Source organism: Mesorhizobium sp. M2A.F.Ca.ET.042.01.1.1 (assembly GCF_003997405.1).
GTDB lineage: Bacteria > Pseudomonadota > Alphaproteobacteria > Rhizobiales > Rhizobiaceae > Mesorhizobium.
The window spans coordinates 55,783-73,854 of record NZ_RZRX01000004.1; the positions used below are offsets into that span (position 1 = coordinate 55,783).

The window sequence follows — 18,072 nt, forward strand, 5'->3', positions numbered from 1 at the left end:
AACCCTAGCGAAACCTTTTGTGCATTCTCAGGGCAGTTGCTGGTGCTTACGATTAGAATGACACAAGCAAGGCTCGGCTTGCCGGATCCTGAGTATGTAATACTCCGCTTCCGCCGCTGCAGAAGCCAGTCGTCGGGGGGAACTTCGGCGGGGGGAAGGAAGCCGCGGGTCTCGATCAGCGGGATGGCATCTGGGTTTGAGGTAGCAGAACCGGGGAAGCGTCTTCACCGCTTCCCCGTCGATCCTGCGGATAGGGGCAGAGCTTGGCAAGCTAGTCCGCTCGGCAGATCGCAGAGGCGGTGGCATCGCCCAGACCATCGTGCCTCACGCGATGTCCCGCTGCCTATGCATGTCGCTCGTCGAAGTGAAGGGTGGAAAGGCAGTTGGATAAAAGGTTTGCAGGTAAGGTGGCTCTCGTGACGGGCGGGCGTAGCGGCATCGGTCTTGCGACTGCGCGACGTCTAAGGGACGAGGGCGCTCGCGTGTTCACCGCTCAACGTGGTGAGGACCGGGAATTCGAGGCCATTTCGGTCGACTTCACAGCTCCGACCAAGGCGGCTCATGCTATCAAAGCGGTTGTCGAACGGGCGGGACGGCTCGATGTCCTGGTAAACAACGCCGGGGTCATGCAGGAGGCGCTCGTCGAAGATATGAGCCTAGCAGATTGGGAGAGGACGATCGCCATAAATCTGACCACCCCATTCGTGCTGATAAAGGCGGCGATGCCTCACCTGCGGTCCACTGGCGGCGCGATCGTGAATGTCGGATCGATCGAGGGGCTGGGATCCAACCCGAAACACGCGGCCTATTGCGCCTCCAAGGCTGGTCTCCACGGTCTCACCCGCGCGGTTGCGATCGACCACGGCGCCGAAGGTGTGCGCTGCAACGCTGTCGCGCCTGGCTGGATCGACACCGACCTGAACTTGGATTTCATCGAGAGCATGCCGGACCCCAAGCGCTTTCGCCAGCAGATCGGTAATATCCATCCAATTGGGCGAACGGGGAAGCCGGAGGAGGTCGCGAACCTCGTAGTCTGGCTGGCTTCGCCAGAATCCTCGTTTATCACCGGTCAGGTGTGGACGATCGATGGAGGCCGAATGGCGAAGCTCAGTCTGCCACAGTAGAACCTGCGCAGGTTTGCCAAGCCGGACTTCATTGGACACCGCTCTCTTAAAAGGTGTTTGACAGCTTAGGTTGCAACCTGAGCGAAACGTTTGCGTTGTGCCCGGTATGAAAGAGGTCTAGGATTTCGGAGGATCTCTTGCAGTATAGTTCTAGAATTTTCTAAGCGAAAATTAACGAGCTTAAGTTCTGCGCAATGCAAGCGAAACAGGAGTATGATGGACGGTACCTTATGTTTTTTTGGATGGGAGTCGGTTTCAGCGGACACCTCCATGTGCTTCCCAATATACGTCGACCGGGCTAGATTTGGGATGTCGTGAGACGGCGATACATTTTGTACCGGGAATGGGCGCTCTCGCGGTCGGGCACTCGATCCTGATACTTGGCGCTCAGGCCAGGCCCATCGCTAGTTCCAACGCCTGCCGTTCGAAGAGGCGGCGGTAAATGCCACCATCGAGATCGATCAGCGCGGCATGATCGCCGTCCTCCATGATGCGGCCACGGTCGAAGACGAGCAGCCGATCGAGCGAGCGGACCGTCGACAGCCGGTGTGCGATGACGAGTGTGGTTCGACCCACCATCAACCGATCCACCGCTTGTTGAATGAGCACCTCGGATTCCGAATCGAGGCTCGATGTGGCCTCGTCAAGAATAAGGATCGGCGCGTTCGCCAGGAAGGCGCGCGCGATCGCCACGCGCTGGCGCTCGCCGCCGGAGAGCTTCAAACCTCTTTCGCCGACCAATGTCCCATAGCCCTTCGGCAGGGGCGCGATGAAGTCATGCGCACTGGCCAGCCGTGCCGCTTGCTCGATTTCGGCCTGGCTCGCGCCAGGCCGGCCATAGGCGATGTTCTCGGCAAGCGACCTGTGAAACAGGATAGGCTCCTGCTGCACGATCGCGATCTGCGAACGGAGCGACTCTTGGGTCACCTCGGAGACGTCCTGGCCGTCTATCAGGATCCGGCCGCCGCTCAGGTCGTAGAGTCTCTGGATGAGCTTCACGAATGTTGACTTGCCGGAACCGGAAGGTCCAACCAACCCAACCCTTTCGCCAGCCTCAATCGACAGCGAACATTGGCTATAGATCGGCAGGGGATGGTTGGCGTAACGGAAGTGGACGTTCTCGAAATCGATGCGGCCCGTCGTGATCCGGATCGGCTTGGCCTCTGGACGATCCGCAACATCCAGCTGCTGATTGTGGATGGCCACCAGTTCTTCCATATCATTAACCGAGCGTTGCACGGTGCGGACATGCATGCCGGCATCACGCAGATAGCCCTTCAGGACGATGAAGGACGTGAGAACATAGGCTATCTCGCCCGGCGTTGCCTGTCCATGCGACCACAGAAGCAGGGCATATCCGACCACCGCCACCCTGAGCGCAACCAAAGTGACGCCTTGGGTTGAGTCGACGATCGTTCCGCGCACCCAACTCCGGCGCGCGCGGTGCCGCCATTTGGTCATGATATTTTCAAGCCGCTGGTCTTCGCGAACCTCGGCGCCGAAGCCTTTGACCACAGCGTTGCAACTGACCGCGTCCGCAAGCGCGCCGCCGAGCTTTGTGTCCCATTGGTTGGCAAGGCTCGCCGCCGGCGCGACATAGCTGAGCGACAGCGAAATCGAAAACGCTAGATAGATCAGAGAGCCGCAAGCAAAGATCACGCCCATGACCGGCCAGTGCCAGCCGAGCAGCGCCGTCGAACCTACCAAGATGATAAAGGACGGGAACAGCGCGACCAATATTGTGCTGTTTAGAGGGTCGAGCGCCCACATGCCGCGCGTTATCTTGCGCACTGTCGAGCCGGCGAAGCTGTTCGCATGCCAGTCTGTCGAAAAGCGCTGGACATGATAGAACGCTTCGTTCGCGACATCGGACATCATCTTCAGCAAAAGATCGTTCAGGCCAATGACGGCGATGTGGCGCATGGCGATGGCAACGAGCGCAAGCGCAATCGGTACAGAGAAGGCTGCAAGGGCCGAATGCCAGGCTGGTGCTGCCACAGCAGCGCCGCCTGCAACAGCATCGATGAGACGACCTGAATAGACCGGCATCAGCACGTCAGCCAGCGTGGAGGCAAGCATCGCAGCCGTGATGATCGCGAGCCGCACCGGCTGCCGGCTCCAGTGGCGGACAGTGAAGGCGAGTACGTGGCGACCAGTGGCGCCGCGTCCATGGACGGGGAAACGTTTCATAGTTTCCAAGCGGGCGCATCAACACGCTCGGTCCCAAAGACGTTAAAAGACAAAACTAGAATTTTCGACCTCCCCCATAACAGCATCAATTTTGGCGGGCAGCTCCTGCCGCCTCACGACGGTGATGTTCAAAAGTCGTGCCAACTGAGCGGGAACATCCGAAGGACAAATTCAGCAGGTTACCGAGCCTGGAGAAAGTCAGCCGCGATCCAGTCGAATACTTTTGCTACGGCTGCCCAGCTCGGGAGATTGGAAAAGAAGGTCGACGTATCGATTGAATTGTGAACTTGTTCTTTCTCCATCCGATAAGCGGAGTGAGTGCATCACGTTGCCTCGATCAAATAAGTACAGTTGCCATGCAGCTTTCTCAGGCCCGGGACTTAGGTGCTGATTTCAAAAGCGCGCCGCGAATACGTTCCTGCCCATATTCCGTCAATCGAATGCTCGACTGTCGGATTGTGCGCTCCCCGACACAGTGCTGTTCGGTTCGCCTCCTGGGTACCTCCCCCAGTCGATTGACGACCTGAAGAAGAAGCTTCGCTCGCAAGCTGGCACGACTCTTGAGGGTACTCCAGGTGGCGAAAGGAACTCCGGCTCGAGTCCCGTTGACTTCGGATGTTGCGAGGCTGGGCTGGAGCAAACTTTGCACCGATGAGAACGCAATGAAGGAGGCATCATGGAACTCCCGCAGGTGGAGTTAGACCTATTCCTCGAGATGACTGATGATATCGCTCAATCCGAACAGTTGTTCGAACGGATGTCTGCGTTTGCGCTGAAGTTCGATTGCCCGTGGATTGCCTATGGCCCGCTCGCATCAAAACAGGGGGTTTTCAAGCCGAACCGAGAGGGTTCTGTGGTGATGTGGAATTATCCTGCTGAATGGCAGGAGCGCTACTCGAGAATGGGCTATGCCAAAATAGACCCACTCATCAAGAAAGGTCGAAAGGAGGCGGGGCCCTTTCGATGGAGCGAGGTGTATACCGATGAAAGCATAACTGAAGATGGACGCCGCGTCTTGGACGAAGCAGCAACATTCGGCTTGAGGTCAGGCGTTACCGTCCCATTACATGGCCCTGGTGACAGCTTTAGGTTTGTGAGTTTTGCTCAATCCTCGGACTGCGAATTGCAGAATAGAACGATCACCTACCTGCAAATGGCCGCGCTGCGGTTTCATCGGATGGTTACGAAGTTCGACACTACGACTGCGTCGGAACGAGTACATAACCTGTCTCCGAGAGAAATACATTGCATTGATTGGGTGTCGAAAGGAAAATCGTCATGGGAAATAGGAACTATTTTAGGCAGATCACGAAATACGATAGATTTCCATTTAAAAAATGTAATGCGGAAGTTGGATGCGACCAGCAGAACGGTAGCTGTTGTAAAAGCTTTGAAACTTGGGATTATCGAACCGCCGTAGGTGCGCAGCTAGTTCTCCGCCCGTAGTAGCGCGCGTGATAGCCGAGAGCTCCGGCGTGCGCTCGCTCTTCGAAGCCCCAGCGCCTCGTCCATCTCGGCCTCGAGCACCTCCTGCATCACCCACCTCGTTCGATCTATCCGGGTTTCAAAGCAGAATGTCTTTGACGGCAGCGCTGGCGGTCTTACTTTCCGTCTTGATCATGGCGGCGTTCCTTCCAGGGAATCGGTGACGTTGAGCACCACCCTGTCATGACCGCCCGCTCTCAGCGAATTTGCAGAACTCAGCACGCCATTCTGTCTTAAGCGACTGACGCATGAGTGATGTGTGTCCAAAATCTGACAGCCGTCAGAAAACATGTCGGGTTCAAAACAGCGGAGCGTCTTGGGCCTGTCGGGCTTTTCGAAGCCTATCACGCAGTAACTGCGCGCCAAGGGCACTGGCACGGCCTTTGCTGGTCGAGGTGCGGCAATATAGTGTGAGGGTTAAGCCGCATGAGAACACGGAACTCGCTCGACGTAAGGGATGATCGACCTCATCCAGAAAGCTTCTCTCCGGCGGGTTCGAGGGTGCTGCGCGCGCATCTCGGCGACGGGCCAGCGATCGACGATTGAGGCTACATCTCCGGAGCGAGTGATGCCTCGAAAATTGCAATGCTGTCTCTGGTCCGACGCGCTGGAAGTTTGTGAAGAGTCGGCCCGGCAAATCGGCGAACCGGTCGGCTTAGGCTGCGAAAAAGGGTAGATGGCCGCGTTGCCGCGGTGGATCAACAGGCGGTGTCAGAAAGCCAAAGGCACACGTACACTATCGTGGCGCTTCGCAGGAGGTAGATGGGAGTAATCACCAGTGATTTTACCGGAACTTCGCTCAGCAAACACAGCCGGCAGGGTTTTGGAGATAACGACGACCACGGGATGTGTCGTAGGATGTTCATATTGTCCCCAGGACAAGTTCGCGGTCCGGCAAAGAAAAGTGTCTCATGCGAGTCATCTGGGTCTTGAAGATTTCAAGCGGTGTCTGGCCCGCGTACCGACTTCCGTCGACATTGGTTTTGCGGGATACTCCGAACCTTGGCTCAATCCGGACTGCACCGAAATGGTGGAGCACGCCTTCGCCAAAGGCCATGGCATCAGGATTTTTACGACGCTGGTGGGAATGAACGGGCAGGACCTGCAGCGATTGCAAGCCTTGCGCTTGGGCGTATTCGTGGTCCATGTTTTCGATGACGGCACCTACATGAACAGCCGCCTGGTCGGAGACAAGTATCGCGATCTGGTTCGTCAACTCGTCGACGCGGACATCCCCTTGATCCGATTCGTGGCCTTGGGCGAGCCCCACCCAGATATAGCCGACATTATTCCTACCGAAGCACTGATAAAAGCGCGGCCGGTGAGCAGTAGGGGTGGAAGCGTCGACCCTAAGATCGTTGCACCACGTCAGCCAGTGCTCGGAGCCCTAACCTGCGTGGACGAACGACAGTATCGGAATGTTCTTCTTCCAAACGGCGACGTCACCCTGTGCTCCATGGATTTTGAACGGAGTCACGTATTGGGCAACCTTCTATATGAGGGTTACTCCGATCTGTTTGAAAAGCCAGTTTTTCGCGAAATCGTCGACCGCATGAATGGAGCGGATGGTTTTCTGCTTTGCAGAATGTGTGAATTCGCCGATCCAAACGACCGGACCTGGGCGGATGCCGGCCGAGAGGGCGTGCCTGGCAATGCGGATGGCCCCACGACAAATGCACCTGCTCGCGACGCCATCGTGTTTTCGCGTGAGGCGCGGCAGTGGGCCTCGACCACATCGAAAGGGGTCTTCGGCTTCCAACCGAGCTTGTCGGCCTGCCTGCCTTGAGGTAACGCCGATCACAGGTCAACCTCGGTCGGACGGAAACAGCGTTCGTCGATCCCGATCAGCGCTTGATTACTTACTCACGGCCCACCTCGTCAACGCCTTCAGCCTCCCAGACGATCTCCTGTTCGACTCGCCTGAAGGCAGCAGCCCCAGCTGCGGCCGGGGATGGTTGCCGTCGCGGTAGTTGACGCTCTCGAAACCGATGCGGCCCTTCGCCAGCGCGTCTCCCGGTTGCTTCCGCCTGGCCTACGAACGGGCTTTCCGTCAAGGGGGTCCACGGCGGCCCCGCCCTTTTGATCCGGCGGCTCGGGCCAGTTATCGCGCAAGAGATCGGAATCCGCATTCTTCTCAAAGAGAGCGTGGCTTTCGCTGTGTCATCGGTCATCAAATAGTTTCTTGAATCAGGTTGGTGTCCGCAGCCCGAGGTTGAACGGCGAATATTGATGACCGCCGCGAAGCCGCTCGCTCGCTACGGCGCCATCGAGGAGCGCGCTCGCGAGCGGCTTCGCTACCGCCGAGCGACACAACCTCTGGCGACGCGACCCTGCTGATCTCCTTGGACCCATTCATTTGTGCGGAGGCGCTATGGGCAGCGATGGGTGGGTACGTCAACTACCTGATGCCATAGTATCGGTGCTTTCGCGGAAGGTTTAGAAGCCATCTTGTTGCAGCACATTCCCCGAAGACATCCGAATGGAGGGCAACGCAACCAACAATATTCAATGAGGATCCCGGCACCACCAGACCAAACCCAGACCAAACAAAGCTGCCTCCGGCATTCTGCTTCAATGTTAAACGACGAACATATGCCGCAAACCACTAGCCATTAAACAGCTCTCTTCTTTGACGACTATGTGCAGAGGACTTAATATGGACACCGACGCTTTCACGGCTCATGAATCTAGCGTTCGTCGTTATTGCCGGGCGTTCCCCACCGTCTTTACGAAGGCCCTTGGGGCGACGATCTGGGACGAGACGGGTAAGCCCTTTATCGATTTCCTGGTGGGTTCCGGCGCACTCAACTACGGGCACAACAATCCGGATATTATGGCGCCGGCGATTGAATATCTCGTCGGTGAGAACATTCTTCTGTCGCTTGATATGCATACGGCGGCAAAGCGTGACTTCATTGAAGGGTTCGTCGATTGGATCCTGAAACCCAGAGGCCTTTCATACAAGATTCAGTTTCCTGGGCCGACCGGCACGAACGCCAACGAAGCGGCTCTGGCGCTGGCGCGAAAATACACCGGCCGCTCGAGCGTCATGGCCTTTACGAATGCGTTCCACGGCATGTCGCTCGGCTCTCTAGCGGTGTCGGGCTCGGCCTCAACCAGGGAACTGGGAGGCGTCGCTCGCCACGATGTGATCCGTGTTCCCTATGACGGCTATCCGAGCCAAGCTTTCGATTCCGCCAGTTACATCGACAGCGTTTTGAGCGACCCGGGGAGCGGCATAGAAAAGCCTGCCGCAATCATTCTGGAGACCATCCAGGCAGAGGGCGGCATGAACGCCGCATCCGCAGCGTGGCTCACGGAAATTCAGCGCATTTGCCGCACGCATGGCATTGTTTTTATCGTCGACGACATCCAGGCAGGTGCGGGCCGAACTGGCGACTTCTTCTCATTCGAGTCTGCAAAAATCGAACCGGATATTGTTTGTCTTTCTAAGTCCCTTAGCGGTTCAGGTAGTCCGTTGTCCATCGTTCTGATTCGACCCGACTTGGATATATGGAAGCCCGGAGAACATAGCGGGACCTTCAGAGGAAACAATTTCGCCTTCGTGACGGCAGGAGCCATGTGCAAGATGTGGTCGGATAGGAAATTTACTGCAGGTGTCGAGCGGACAGCCGTCAGGCTGCAAACGCACCTCGATCGCCTGGTTGCGAAATTTCCAAGATACATCGAACAGAAGCGCGGCCGCGGTCTGATGGCCGGCCTGAAATGCCGTTCACCGGCAGTTGTCGGCCGCGTGCACGATGTCGCATTCGAAAATGGCCTTCTTATCGAATCCTCGGGGCCAAATCGCGACGTTATCAAAGTCCTCCCGCCGATAACCATCACCGATGCCGAACTCGATCGTGGCATCACCATCCTTGAACACGCACTACAGGAGCAAGACAATGCCTAGTCAGATATCTCAAGTGCCAGCCATCTCGCCGGTTTCGATCAAAGAACGGACCGGGTCGATCAACACGGCGGAGATCATCTCGGTCCTGAAAGGTGAGCTCACCGCTCTGCACATCAAGCAAGCTTTCAGCACCGAAGTAGCAGAGGAGATCACTACGAACTTTATTGGAAGCTCCGGTCTCAGAGAGCGTAAAGATGGTGTGCCCGGACAATATGTCGGTGCATCTCACTACAGAAAGGATGCAGCCACCTATTTCGCAGACGCCGAAAACGCGCGGCCGTACGTCGATGCCCTTTTTAAGAATTTGGTTGACCCGGTTCGAGCAGTATTCGGGGCGTTGAAGCGAGAGCTTCACAACCAGGGAATCGAATTGCGGCTAGCGCGTTCCGAACACGGCCAGGCCAATGTTTGTCGCGGCCTCAGTTGGTCGGGCACAGGCACGTTTTCCTTGGATCCCCACGACGACGTCGCTCAAGTCTTACGTGCTGGCGATGATTACGAGCTTTCTGCGGTGGCGCACAATACGGTCGCAGCGCTCAACCTCTATCCCAGCATGCCTGAGGAAGGCGGCAATCTGAAGCTCTGGAGCCACAAGCCGACGGTTGCGGACCGGATATCGCAAGGTGTGGAGACCACTGGATACCCCTATTCGGCAGCCTATCTGGAGGCCGTCCCTTGCCGCGAGTTCGAGCTCAAAACTGGGGATATCGCCCTAATCGATGGCGGCTTCGTTCACGGGGTTACCGGTCAATCAGGCAACGGAAAGCGTCGCGTGCTGCTGAATTGCTTTTTCGGATTTGCGCGGCCAGATCTTGTTCTCTGGTGGACCTGAGTGGATGTCCCCGACCGCGGGTCATATCGGCCTGAGTGGGAGCGCCGCGGCGAACAGAAGCCACAAAAGCTCCTGAACCGTCTAGCAGGAGCGGGAAGTAGTCGGCGGTGGCCAGGGAGGCGCCGCCGACGTCGTCCTGATTGTGGGCGATACAGGTGCCGCCCCTCCGGTGTTCAGCTTTGATTGTGCCGATGACGGGCTCGACCGCGTGGCGGTTCCCTTGTCTCGCGATTCATTTCCGGTGTCATGTTCCACCTAGTGCTGAAAACTCCAACCTGGGCTTTGCGGCACGTTGTGCCAGGATGCGCCGGCTACTCAGGGCAGAAGAACTCTTCACCCCAGAACTGGGTATTCGGGTCTCTCCACCCAGGGCGCGCCAGCTCCTCATCCGACAGACTGAAGGTGTCTTCGGGATCATATCAGACGGCCATCAGCCGCATCGGAATTCGGCGGTTCGCAATTTGGATCACGTGAGACTGGGGAGCCAATTTACCGCAAATATGCACTTTTGAAAGGACGTCCAAATGTCTCCGGTGGAATTCACAGCGGGCGCTGCAAACGCCAGTCATTTCCGCAACACCGCTTCGGTCATTGATCGGACGCGAATGCATTTCGAACGGGCTCACCAACGTGGTCTCATGGGTGTTTACGGGCGGTCTTTAGAGGGGAGGGCGGTCATGATCACGGAGGGCGAGCGTCGAGGCGATACCATGGCCGACTACGTACGTTGTTGCTACCTCGGCTTGGACAATCATCCAGCTATCGTTGCAGGCGCGGTTGCCGCGATAAAGGAATACGGATCACTCCACTGGTCTTGTGCACGCACGCGCCTGAATTTCGGACTCGTTGGTGAACTTGAGGGATTGCTTTCCCAACTCTTTGGGGCGCGGATTATTACTTACTCGACGGTTATGATTGCCAACATGGGCGCACTGCCAATCATCGCCTCCGGACATTTAACGGGAGGTCAAAGACCTGTCATGGTGTTCGACCGTCTGGCACATGCCTCGCTTGCCTTTCATAAGCCAGTTGTGGCCGAGGAGACCCAAGTCGAGACAATTCCTCACAATGACCTCGATGCTTTGGAGCAGCTTTGCCGCAAGCATCCAATCGTCGCTTACGTCTGCGATGGCGTCTATTCGATGGGCGGCTTCGCGCCGATCGAAGGGCTTCTTGAGTTGCAGGAAAAGTATGGCCTTTTTCTTTACATCGACGACGCACACGGAATTTCACTATTTGGCGAAAGTGGCGAAGGTTTTGCGCGCTCGCAATTACCCAACGAGCTAGGTGAGCGCACGATCGTCGCGGCGTCCCTCGCCAAGGGCTTCGGCGCGTCGGGCGGCATGCTCATGCTGGGAACGGCATATCAAGAAGAGCTATTTCGTTGCTACTCCATTCCGCATGCCTTCTCGGCTTCGCCCAACGTTGCAGCTGTCGGTGCCGCTATGGCCTCGGCGAAAATCCACCGCACGAGCGAGCTCAGGGTTCGCCGAGATCAATTGATCGACCGCATCGCCCTGTTCGACGATCTCATCAACACAGATCAGCGAGGCGCTCCTCTGCCAATTCGCATGATTAATGTGGGCGATGAATTTGCGGCTATTGATTTCGCAGCACGCCTATTCGATGATGGCTTTTACACTTCCGTCACGTTCTTTCCGACGGTCGCTCGGGGCCATGCGGGCATACGCATCTGTCTTACAGCGAGTCACGATCTGTCAGACTTGGCGCGGCTCTGTAATAAGATTCAGATCCACGGACAATCCGTGTTTACCGCAACAGAGGAGCCTCACTGAACACCAAGAATTGTCAGTCGTCCGTGAACAACGAGATTAGTCAGGCTTCGAGTCCTCTCGGCTGACTGGGCTGCGATGAGAAGCCACAAAACCTGTGAACCAGTTGAGCAGGAGGGAGAAGTTGTAGCCGGCGGCGGCGTTGAGGGCGTCGCCCTGCTGGCCGGCGAGGAGTTGCGGCTCATCCGGTGCTCAGCCTTGATGTGGCCGATGCTCTATGGGCTTGCGAGCGTGTGGCCGCCATAGGGATTGCCGGGCAGCGCTTTTTGCATGCAGGGCGAACTGGCCGCCCGGACGCTTCAGCGTGGTGGCCACCGACACCTTCCCCCCGAACTCGTAGGGCATATGCGCCTTCCCTTGCCAATGCATTCCACCTCGTGCGCGTGCAGGCAGTAGATCTTGCGGACGCGCTGGCGCTGACGTTGCTGGAGAACGGTGGCGGCCTGGTAGAGCGGCCATTTGAAGAGCGCGTCCAGCCCCGCATTGCCGGCGATCTGGCGACCAATGTCGCGAATGGTCCGGCCGACATAGTCTTGAGCCTGCGCAGCGCCTTGTTGGCCCGCTTGAACTGCTTGGCGTGGGCATAGCGCTGGTGGCTGATCAGCGCCAGCTTGCCGACCCGCACATAGCTCTGGCGCAAATGGAGGCCCGTCCTCTTGGCCAGCCGCACCAGCCGCTCGCGCGCCCGGTGGATGAGCTTGGCGTCGGTCGGGAACATGACGTTCTTCGGCTGCACGGTGGTGTCGGTCCTCGGACTGATCCGGGGATCACCTGGCGCGTGTCGGCCGGCTTCATCGCCCCGGTCTTGACCGCAAGGCTGAGTCTCGCCTGCAACAGCGCCACGATCCGCTCCTCGCCCATGCGGCTGCGCCAACGCGTCATCAACGAGCGGTCGAACGGCAGCGTATGGCAAAAGAACGTCTCCCGGTGAGATACTGGAAATAGGGGTTCTCCACCCAGCGCTCGCACAGCACCTCGTCGGACAGGTTGAAGGTGTGCTTGAGGATCGCCAGCCCCGCCATCAGCCGGGTCGGCAGCGGCGGCATGCGGGGGCCGTCCGAATAGACCGCGCCAAAACGCTCCTCCAGCATCGGGCAGTCGATCGCATCCGCCAGCCGCACCAGCTCGTGCTTCATGCTGATGATCTGGTCGAGCCTGGAGCGGAACAGGTCCTGCTCTCCCGTCTCGCGCTTCTCGCGTGGCCCCGACATTCGCCGTCCCTCGATTCGCCCGCCGCCGGCCGAGCGAATCACGTTTCGGTTACAGCGTCTATGAAGCGCCCCGCCCACTTGTCTGATTCTAGGAAGGCAGACTATGTACAAAGGGCCGATTCAATTTGAATTCTAGAACAATCGTCATGCCACTCCATATGTAGCAAACCATTTAGTATGCGAAGGATGCGACACTTCCCGCTCTCGGGACTGGTCAACATGAGCTGAAAAAGGAAGGCTGCGACTTCGCAAAGCCCGGCGTGAGACTGGGCTGCTTGCGGAGCCGTCATGCCTTTGATCATCTTGTCGCAAAAAGAGCTGCCGCTCACGACCGCATCGCTCTCGGCGAATCAAAGAGCACGGAAAACGTGTATCGGATCGGGCACACTCACCATCGTAAGCTGCCATGACAGGTCGAATGTTCGCAAGTGCGACCTCGGCAAGCTGCGAGGTGGCGACCTTTACGTACAATGGCGTTGTGTTGATGCTTCGGTGCCCTAGAAGATCGACGACCTCGTTGACCGGCCTTCACTGCTTGACGAGCTGGGTAGCAAGACTGTGGCGCAGGAGATGCGCACCTGCGACTCGCCCGAGTTCAACCCCGCCATGTCGCAAACGCGCATTTGAATGCTGCCACGGGCGGCGTGAAGGACAGGAACAGATACGGACTATCCACCTTCGGTCGAGCGCGCAGGACGTAGTCGGCGAGCGCGGCGCCGGTCTCCTCGAGCGGCGGCGCCACCCGATCCCGCTTGCCCTTGGTGCGCCGGACCGATACCTCGCCAGCACGCCAGTCGATATCCTGCAGCTGAATGGCGCGTAGCTCACCGTTGCGAATGCCCGTCGTGGCGAGTAGCAGCAGGGCTCGATCGCGGATGTCGACGGGCGTCGTTGCGCCGATCGCATCGATTGTCGCCGAAGGTCATCCCATGAAGACGCGGCGGCAAATGCGCCAAACCGCTTTGATGGGTCCGCGGCTTCGGTGCCGGCGAAGCCCTCCGCCTCTACCTGCTGGCCATCCAGGCCCAGAAGCAACTGGTCCTCGGGCAGGCCCTCCGCCCTTGGCCCGAAGCGATAGCGCTGCAACTCCTTGATGATTTGGCGGAGCCTCTCATTCTCCGCACGCGCGGCCAGAAGCATCGCCTGAAGCCAAAACCTCGAGGCGTTGACGGCTGAGCACGTCCTCGCTGCTGTCGAGCATCCGCTGTCGCTATCGGCCACCACCTCCCGCCAATGAGGCGTCCTTGGAACGACGCGGCCGAGATCCTGTCATGGTGGCCTTCGGATGTGAGAAGTCGCCGCCGTGCGCGTGATGCCAGGGCTCGCTTGGCTTGACCACGGCCCTGTCCGAAGGCAGCCTGTTCCAGGCGTTCGCCATGGCCCCTAGTGCAGCAGGTCCGTAAGTTCGCGCATGCGCAGAATGTGCGGGAGTGGCCGGCGCCGCGTCCTTCGTCACTGAATGGTTTGTGCCGCCGGCCGACAGATTAAGAGGGGGCGAACTCACCGCCGTTGACATCGATGATGGCGCCGTTAATGAAGTCGGAATCCGAGCGAACAAGAAACTTAATGACGCGGCTGATGTCTTCGGGCCTGCCGAGCCGGCCGATCGGGATCCGCGCGAGTGCAGCGCGGTTTCCGGGCCTCTCGGGCGGTCCCGTCATATTGCTTAAGACACGGCCAGGGCAGATCGTGTTCACCGTGATACCAAGCCCGGCGTATTCGCTCATGATCGACCGGGCGAGCCCTGCAAGCGCGCTCTTCGAGGCAACGTAGCTCGCTCCGGCGATCTTCGGCTGCGTACGCGCCGCGAGTGAACTGATCAGGACGATACGGCCTTGCCGGGCTTCCGCCATACCGGGCAACACCTCGCGGCAACAGAGGAAGGCGCCCGTGAGGTTCACCCGGATAACATCATCCCATTTGGCAAGCGGCATATGGCCGAGAGCGACACGCTGATCGTTTGGACCTTTCGGCGAGTAGCCAGCATTGCAGACAAGCGCGGATACCGTTCCCCACCGCTCGCGGACATTGGCGAAGAACCGGCAGACGCCGCGTTCGTCACGGAGGTCGACCGTGTCGGCGTGGATATTCCAAGCTGGAAAACGGGCGCGTAGATCGACAGCGGCAGCCTCCACCCGCTCTCTCGTCTGGCTGAAGAAAGCGACGCGCCAGCCAGCGTCGATTAGATGCGCGACGGTCGCAAACCCGATCCCGGTTGCCCCGCCGGTGACGACCGCAACGCCCATTGATTTGGTGTTTTCTGTCGTCATCAAACGGAACCCACGTCGCGCACGACGTTCTGGTCAACCGCGCCGCCGAAAAGGGAAAGAGCAGGATGGGCGTTGGGGGCGGCGACGACCTTGACTAGCCACGGCCTTTCAGAGGCGAGCGCCTCGAGAGCAGGCCCTATGTCGTCCGGTACCCTGACGACGGTCGCGCCGCAACCGCACGCCCGGGCGATTGCTGCGTGGTCGACTGGAGCGAAATGGCAGGCGCTCGTACAGGGTCCTAACGGCATTGCTTCGGCATGCCTTTGGAAGCCGAGCACGCCATTCTTTAGCACGATTACGACGACGGACACGCAGTTGCGTACCATCGGCGCGGCGGCGCCACAGGTCGATGTGTTGGAGGATTTGACAAAGAGCGTTGATCGTGACCGCAGCATGGACCACGAGGCACAGCGCCTCGTAGGTGCAACCGACCTCGGTTGGATCGACGCCGATATGGATGTTGCACGCGCCAGGCGTGATCTGGCGCCAACTGTCTGTTCCATTCTGGTTGGTGCGCGTTCCGACAGGCTCGCCTTGAAAGCCTCCGGAAGTGATGGCACGAGGATGGCCGCGGGCGGCCCGTTTTGGGTGGTAACCACTGCAATCCTGCTTAAGACGCGTTCAAAGTCGTCTGCCATGGCGCCCCCCATCTTCTCCTGCCGGTAGGCGAGCTGGCGGGATGCCAATCGTACCGCAGGCGAGGAGGACGGCAGACGGCAGGCTCTGGCCAAACAAGGGCTTCAACGCACGCGCGATCGCCTGTGCGACGGTTTCTTCCATGATCTAACCCGTGATAGTGTCGAGGAGCGCCGCGCGCTGAATTAGGAAGCGGTCGAAAGCATTTGCGACGAAGGCGATCTCATCCTCCCCCATCGGTGTTGAGAGGCAAGCGGCGGCCGCTTTGGGCAGAATGATGCCTTCCGTGGCGAAGAAGCGAGTTAATTCCGTCATCACGGCCACCTCCTGTAGGGTAAGGAAACTTTCTCGGAACTCTCGCGGCGGCTTGCGCCGCGGGTGAAGGCGAAAGAGGGAAGTGGCTCCAGTGACGCTGAAAGGGGCGCCGTGCCGCGCGATGATGCGTTCGAGCCCGTTTCGCAGTTTGTCCCCCAGCCGCTCGAGGTAATCGAAGGCAGCGCGGTCGAGGGCTTCCATCGCGGCGAGTCCTGCTGCCATCGAGAGCGGATTGGCTGAAAAGGTGCCGCCCTGCGGCAGAGCAGGACCGCCTGATGCGGCCTCGAAGACTGCCATCACCTCGCTGCGGCCTCCGATCGCGCCGATGGGGAGCCCGCCGCCAATGATCTTGCCGAGCGCGAAGAGATCGGGGGCGAGCCCATAGAGCGCAGAGGCGCCTTCGTAACCCTGTCGGAGGTTGAGAACCTCGTCGCTGATAACAAGGATACCGTGACGACGGGCCGTCTCTTGGATGGCGGATACGAAATCCGGCGTGGGCGAAATGAGCCCACTGCGGCTCGGCATGGGATCAACGAGGACGGCTGCGAGACGCCCTGCATGTTCCGTGATCAGCCGGCGCGCGCCCTCGGCGTTGTTGAAGCGCAAAATCACAACGTCATCGAGCACAGCTGGCGGCATGCCGCGATAAGAAAGAGTGGGCGCGGGATGTTCGGGATCGCCCCACGTTTGAGGCGTTGCAGCCTGGCTGACCTCGACCCAGTCGTAGGCGCCGTGATAGGCTCCCTCGATCTTGGCAATGGCGGGACGTCCCGTGAACGCCCGCGCCGCCTTAATCGCAAACATGACCGCCTCGGTACCGGTATTGACGAAGCGGATGCGGTCAAGATGCGGAATTCGGGCGCAGAGAAGCTCAGCAAGATCGATTTCAATCTCGGTCGGGTTGGCGAAGCAGCATCCGCTTCTGAGCTGCTGCGTCACGGCCTCGATCACGGGCGGGAAGGCGTGGCCATGGATGAGGGTCGTGAAGTTGCCGTTGAGGTCTAGGAGACGACGGCCATCAACGTCGACAAGAAACGCACTCTCTCCGTGATGCATGTAGCGGGGAATGGGATCGCGCTCGATAGTGATCCGCGTGGTGCCGTCCGGGAAAACCCTGCGCGCCCGGCCGAAAGTCTCGGCAGAACGGGGTCCGACGAGCGGAGGGGGGGCAGGGCTGGTTGCTCTAACACCGCGGCTATCCTCTTGCTGTGGCCTGGGAATTACTCGCGCGACATAGCCGCCGCAAAAAATCAGAAGACAATTGTCCACCGCAGATAAGTTCAATTGCCTAGAGGTTCCCAGAAACAAAATTAGGTATCATTCACTTTGCGACGACCGCACTTGATTTTGCACTACAAGTTTCCTCTTCAATAGCTTCCCCTGGTGCGGCGACTTGAGGGGCTGATGATTGTCTTTGTTCACGGAAATGGAGAGATCGACCAACTGATTAAGTTCACCGCACGCTGAATTATCGCCTCGGTCCGGACACGGTCGGGTGAAGCGGCTATGACATGTCCCATGCGATCTCGATAGTCGCCTTTCCTCACGATAGGGGTATTGGGCTCGACACAAAATTGCACCTCTGCGACACCCGGTACAGCAGCAGCCTGACTGCCGCCATGGATCCAATCGACGATGCCATCACGGTCAGGAATTAGGACCCGGACGGCCACAATGTGTGAATGCCTTCTGCGCAAATCCCATTCGTGGCCGACGGCAAGCTTGATGTGTTCGGTGATAAGATCGACTCCATAAGCCAGCCGAACCAATTGAGAACCCGTCCCGCCCAAAAGTCGCGGATTCACTTCAATGACGACAGGGCCAAGCTTCGTCCACCGGAGTTCAACATTCGTGGGACCCCAGCCAAGGCCGAGAATTCGCAAGCAGCTCAGCGAAACGTCGGCGATTCGCTCGTGCTCGTCATCTGTCAGCGAGGCTGGCTGGGTGCCGCTATGAAAGACGAAATGCGGTGGGGGGCCGTAGTCAGCGGCGGCAATCGCAACGACCTCATTTCCCATTATCTGAGCGATATAATGCGGACCATTCGCGTATTCTTCAACAAGTATCCTCGGCGAAGATCGCCAAATGTGCTTCCCACCCAATAGGTAGGTGGTATGTTCGGCTAACTCATCGACGGTGCTGCATAATCGCACACCGATGCTGCCGCTGCCTATGGCTGGCTTCAGAATCACCGGCAGGCCGATCTCGGCGGCAGAGATTTCAACCTCCGCTGCATTCGCTGCTAAGCGATAAGCAGGTATTGGAATGCCGGCCTCCGCGAGGAGCTGACGTTGAGTAAATTT

General features: G+C 58.6%; 13 protein-coding genes and 2 pseudogenes. 7 read left to right on the top strand and 8 right to left on the bottom strand.

The features are described 5' to 3' along the window. The first annotated feature begins 416 nt into the window (after positions 1-416). On the top strand, positions 417-1,124 hold the full coding sequence (locus tag EOA23_RS01410; protein WP_245468328.1) for an SDR family oxidoreductase: 708 nt from the start codon (positions 417-419) through the stop codon (positions 1,122-1,124). Positions 1,125-1,511: 387 nt separating this feature from the next. Here EOA23_RS01410 and EOA23_RS01415 read toward each other — a convergent pair whose 3' ends face one another. Further along, the gene (locus EOA23_RS01415; RefSeq protein ID WP_126080644.1) at positions 1,512-3,314 is read right to left on the bottom strand and encodes an ABC transporter ATP-binding protein; all 1,803 of its coding nucleotides are present in this window, start codon (positions 3,312-3,314) and stop codon (positions 1,512-1,514) included. Positions 3,315-3,990: 676 nt separating this feature from the next. Here EOA23_RS01415 and EOA23_RS01420 point away from each other — a divergent pair. The 5 genes from EOA23_RS01420 (at position 3,991) to EOA23_RS01440 (ending at position 11,340) form a co-directional block, all read left to right on the top strand. Beyond that, entirely contained in the window at positions 3,991-4,734 is a 744-nt protein-coding gene (locus tag EOA23_RS01420) for a LuxR family transcriptional regulator (protein ID WP_126080645.1), read from the top strand. A gap of 969 nt (positions 4,735-5,703) precedes the next feature. After that, positions 5,704-6,585, top strand: coding sequence for an SPASM domain-containing protein (locus EOA23_RS01425; RefSeq protein WP_245466457.1), 882 nt, complete (start codon positions 5,704-5,706; stop codon positions 6,583-6,585). An 870-nt stretch (positions 6,586-7,455) separates the two neighbouring features. After that, the gene (ectB, locus tag EOA23_RS01430; RefSeq protein ID WP_126080646.1) at positions 7,456-8,712 is read left to right on the top strand and encodes a diaminobutyrate--2-oxoglutarate transaminase; all 1,257 of its coding nucleotides are present in this window, start codon (positions 7,456-7,458) and stop codon (positions 8,710-8,712) included. Continuing rightward, a complete protein-coding gene (locus tag EOA23_RS01435; RefSeq protein ID WP_126080647.1) occupies positions 8,705-9,544 on the top strand; it encodes a hypothetical protein in 840 nt (279 codons plus the stop codon). Before ectB ends, EOA23_RS01435 begins: the two co-directional genes overlap by 8 nt. A 524-nt stretch (positions 9,545-10,068) precedes the next feature. Continuing rightward, positions 10,069-11,340 carry an aminotransferase class I/II-fold pyridoxal phosphate-dependent enzyme gene (locus EOA23_RS01440; RefSeq protein ID WP_126080648.1) on the top strand — a complete coding sequence of 424 codons (1,272 nt, stop codon included), beginning with the start codon at positions 10,069-10,071 and terminating at the stop codon, positions 11,338-11,340. A 36-nt stretch (positions 11,341-11,376) separates the two neighbouring features. Here the strand turns inward: EOA23_RS01440 and EOA23_RS01445 are convergent. From EOA23_RS01445 to EOA23_RS37025, 5 genes and pseudogenes are all read right to left on the bottom strand, one after another. After that, positions 11,377-12,548, bottom strand: a pseudogene (locus tag EOA23_RS01445) (IS5 family transposase). Positions 12,549-13,143: 595 nt separating this feature from the next. Next, positions 13,144-13,458: a tyrosine-type recombinase/integrase gene (locus EOA23_RS36260; protein ID WP_348627501.1), complete on the bottom strand. Its 315-nt coding sequence runs from the start codon at positions 13,456-13,458 to the stop codon at positions 13,144-13,146. Between the two features lie 47 nt (positions 13,459-13,505). Beyond that, positions 13,506-13,688, bottom strand: a pseudogene (locus tag EOA23_RS37020) (transposase); the annotation flags it as partial. Positions 13,689-14,032: 344 nt separating this feature from the next. After that, a complete protein-coding gene (gene fabG, locus EOA23_RS01460) occupies positions 14,033-14,818 on the bottom strand; it encodes a 3-oxoacyl-ACP reductase FabG (protein WP_126080649.1) in 786 nt (261 codons plus the stop codon). Beyond that, the gene (locus EOA23_RS37025; RefSeq protein WP_348627502.1) at positions 14,818-15,213 is read right to left on the bottom strand and encodes a thiamine pyrophosphate-dependent enzyme; all 396 of its coding nucleotides are present in this window, start codon (positions 15,211-15,213) and stop codon (positions 14,818-14,820) included. The genes fabG and EOA23_RS37025 overlap by 1 nt, the downstream gene beginning before the upstream one ends. Between EOA23_RS37025 and EOA23_RS37030 the strand changes: the two genes are divergently transcribed. Further along, positions 15,134-15,484 (top strand): hypothetical protein, encoded by a 351-nt coding sequence (locus tag EOA23_RS37030; protein WP_348526696.1) that lies wholly within the window; start codon positions 15,134-15,136, stop codon positions 15,482-15,484. The genes EOA23_RS37025 and EOA23_RS37030 overlap by 80 nt on opposite strands. 117 nt (positions 15,485-15,601) lie before the next feature. Here EOA23_RS37030 and EOA23_RS01470 read toward each other — a convergent pair whose 3' ends face one another. Continuing rightward, positions 15,602-17,053: an aspartate aminotransferase family protein gene (locus EOA23_RS01470; protein ID WP_245473947.1), complete on the bottom strand. Its 1,452-nt coding sequence runs from the start codon at positions 17,051-17,053 to the stop codon at positions 15,602-15,604. 134 nt (positions 17,054-17,187) lie between these two features. Further along, on the bottom strand, positions 17,188-18,072 hold an 885-nt coding region (locus EOA23_RS01475), incomplete at its 5' end, for an ATP-grasp domain-containing protein (protein WP_127302631.1).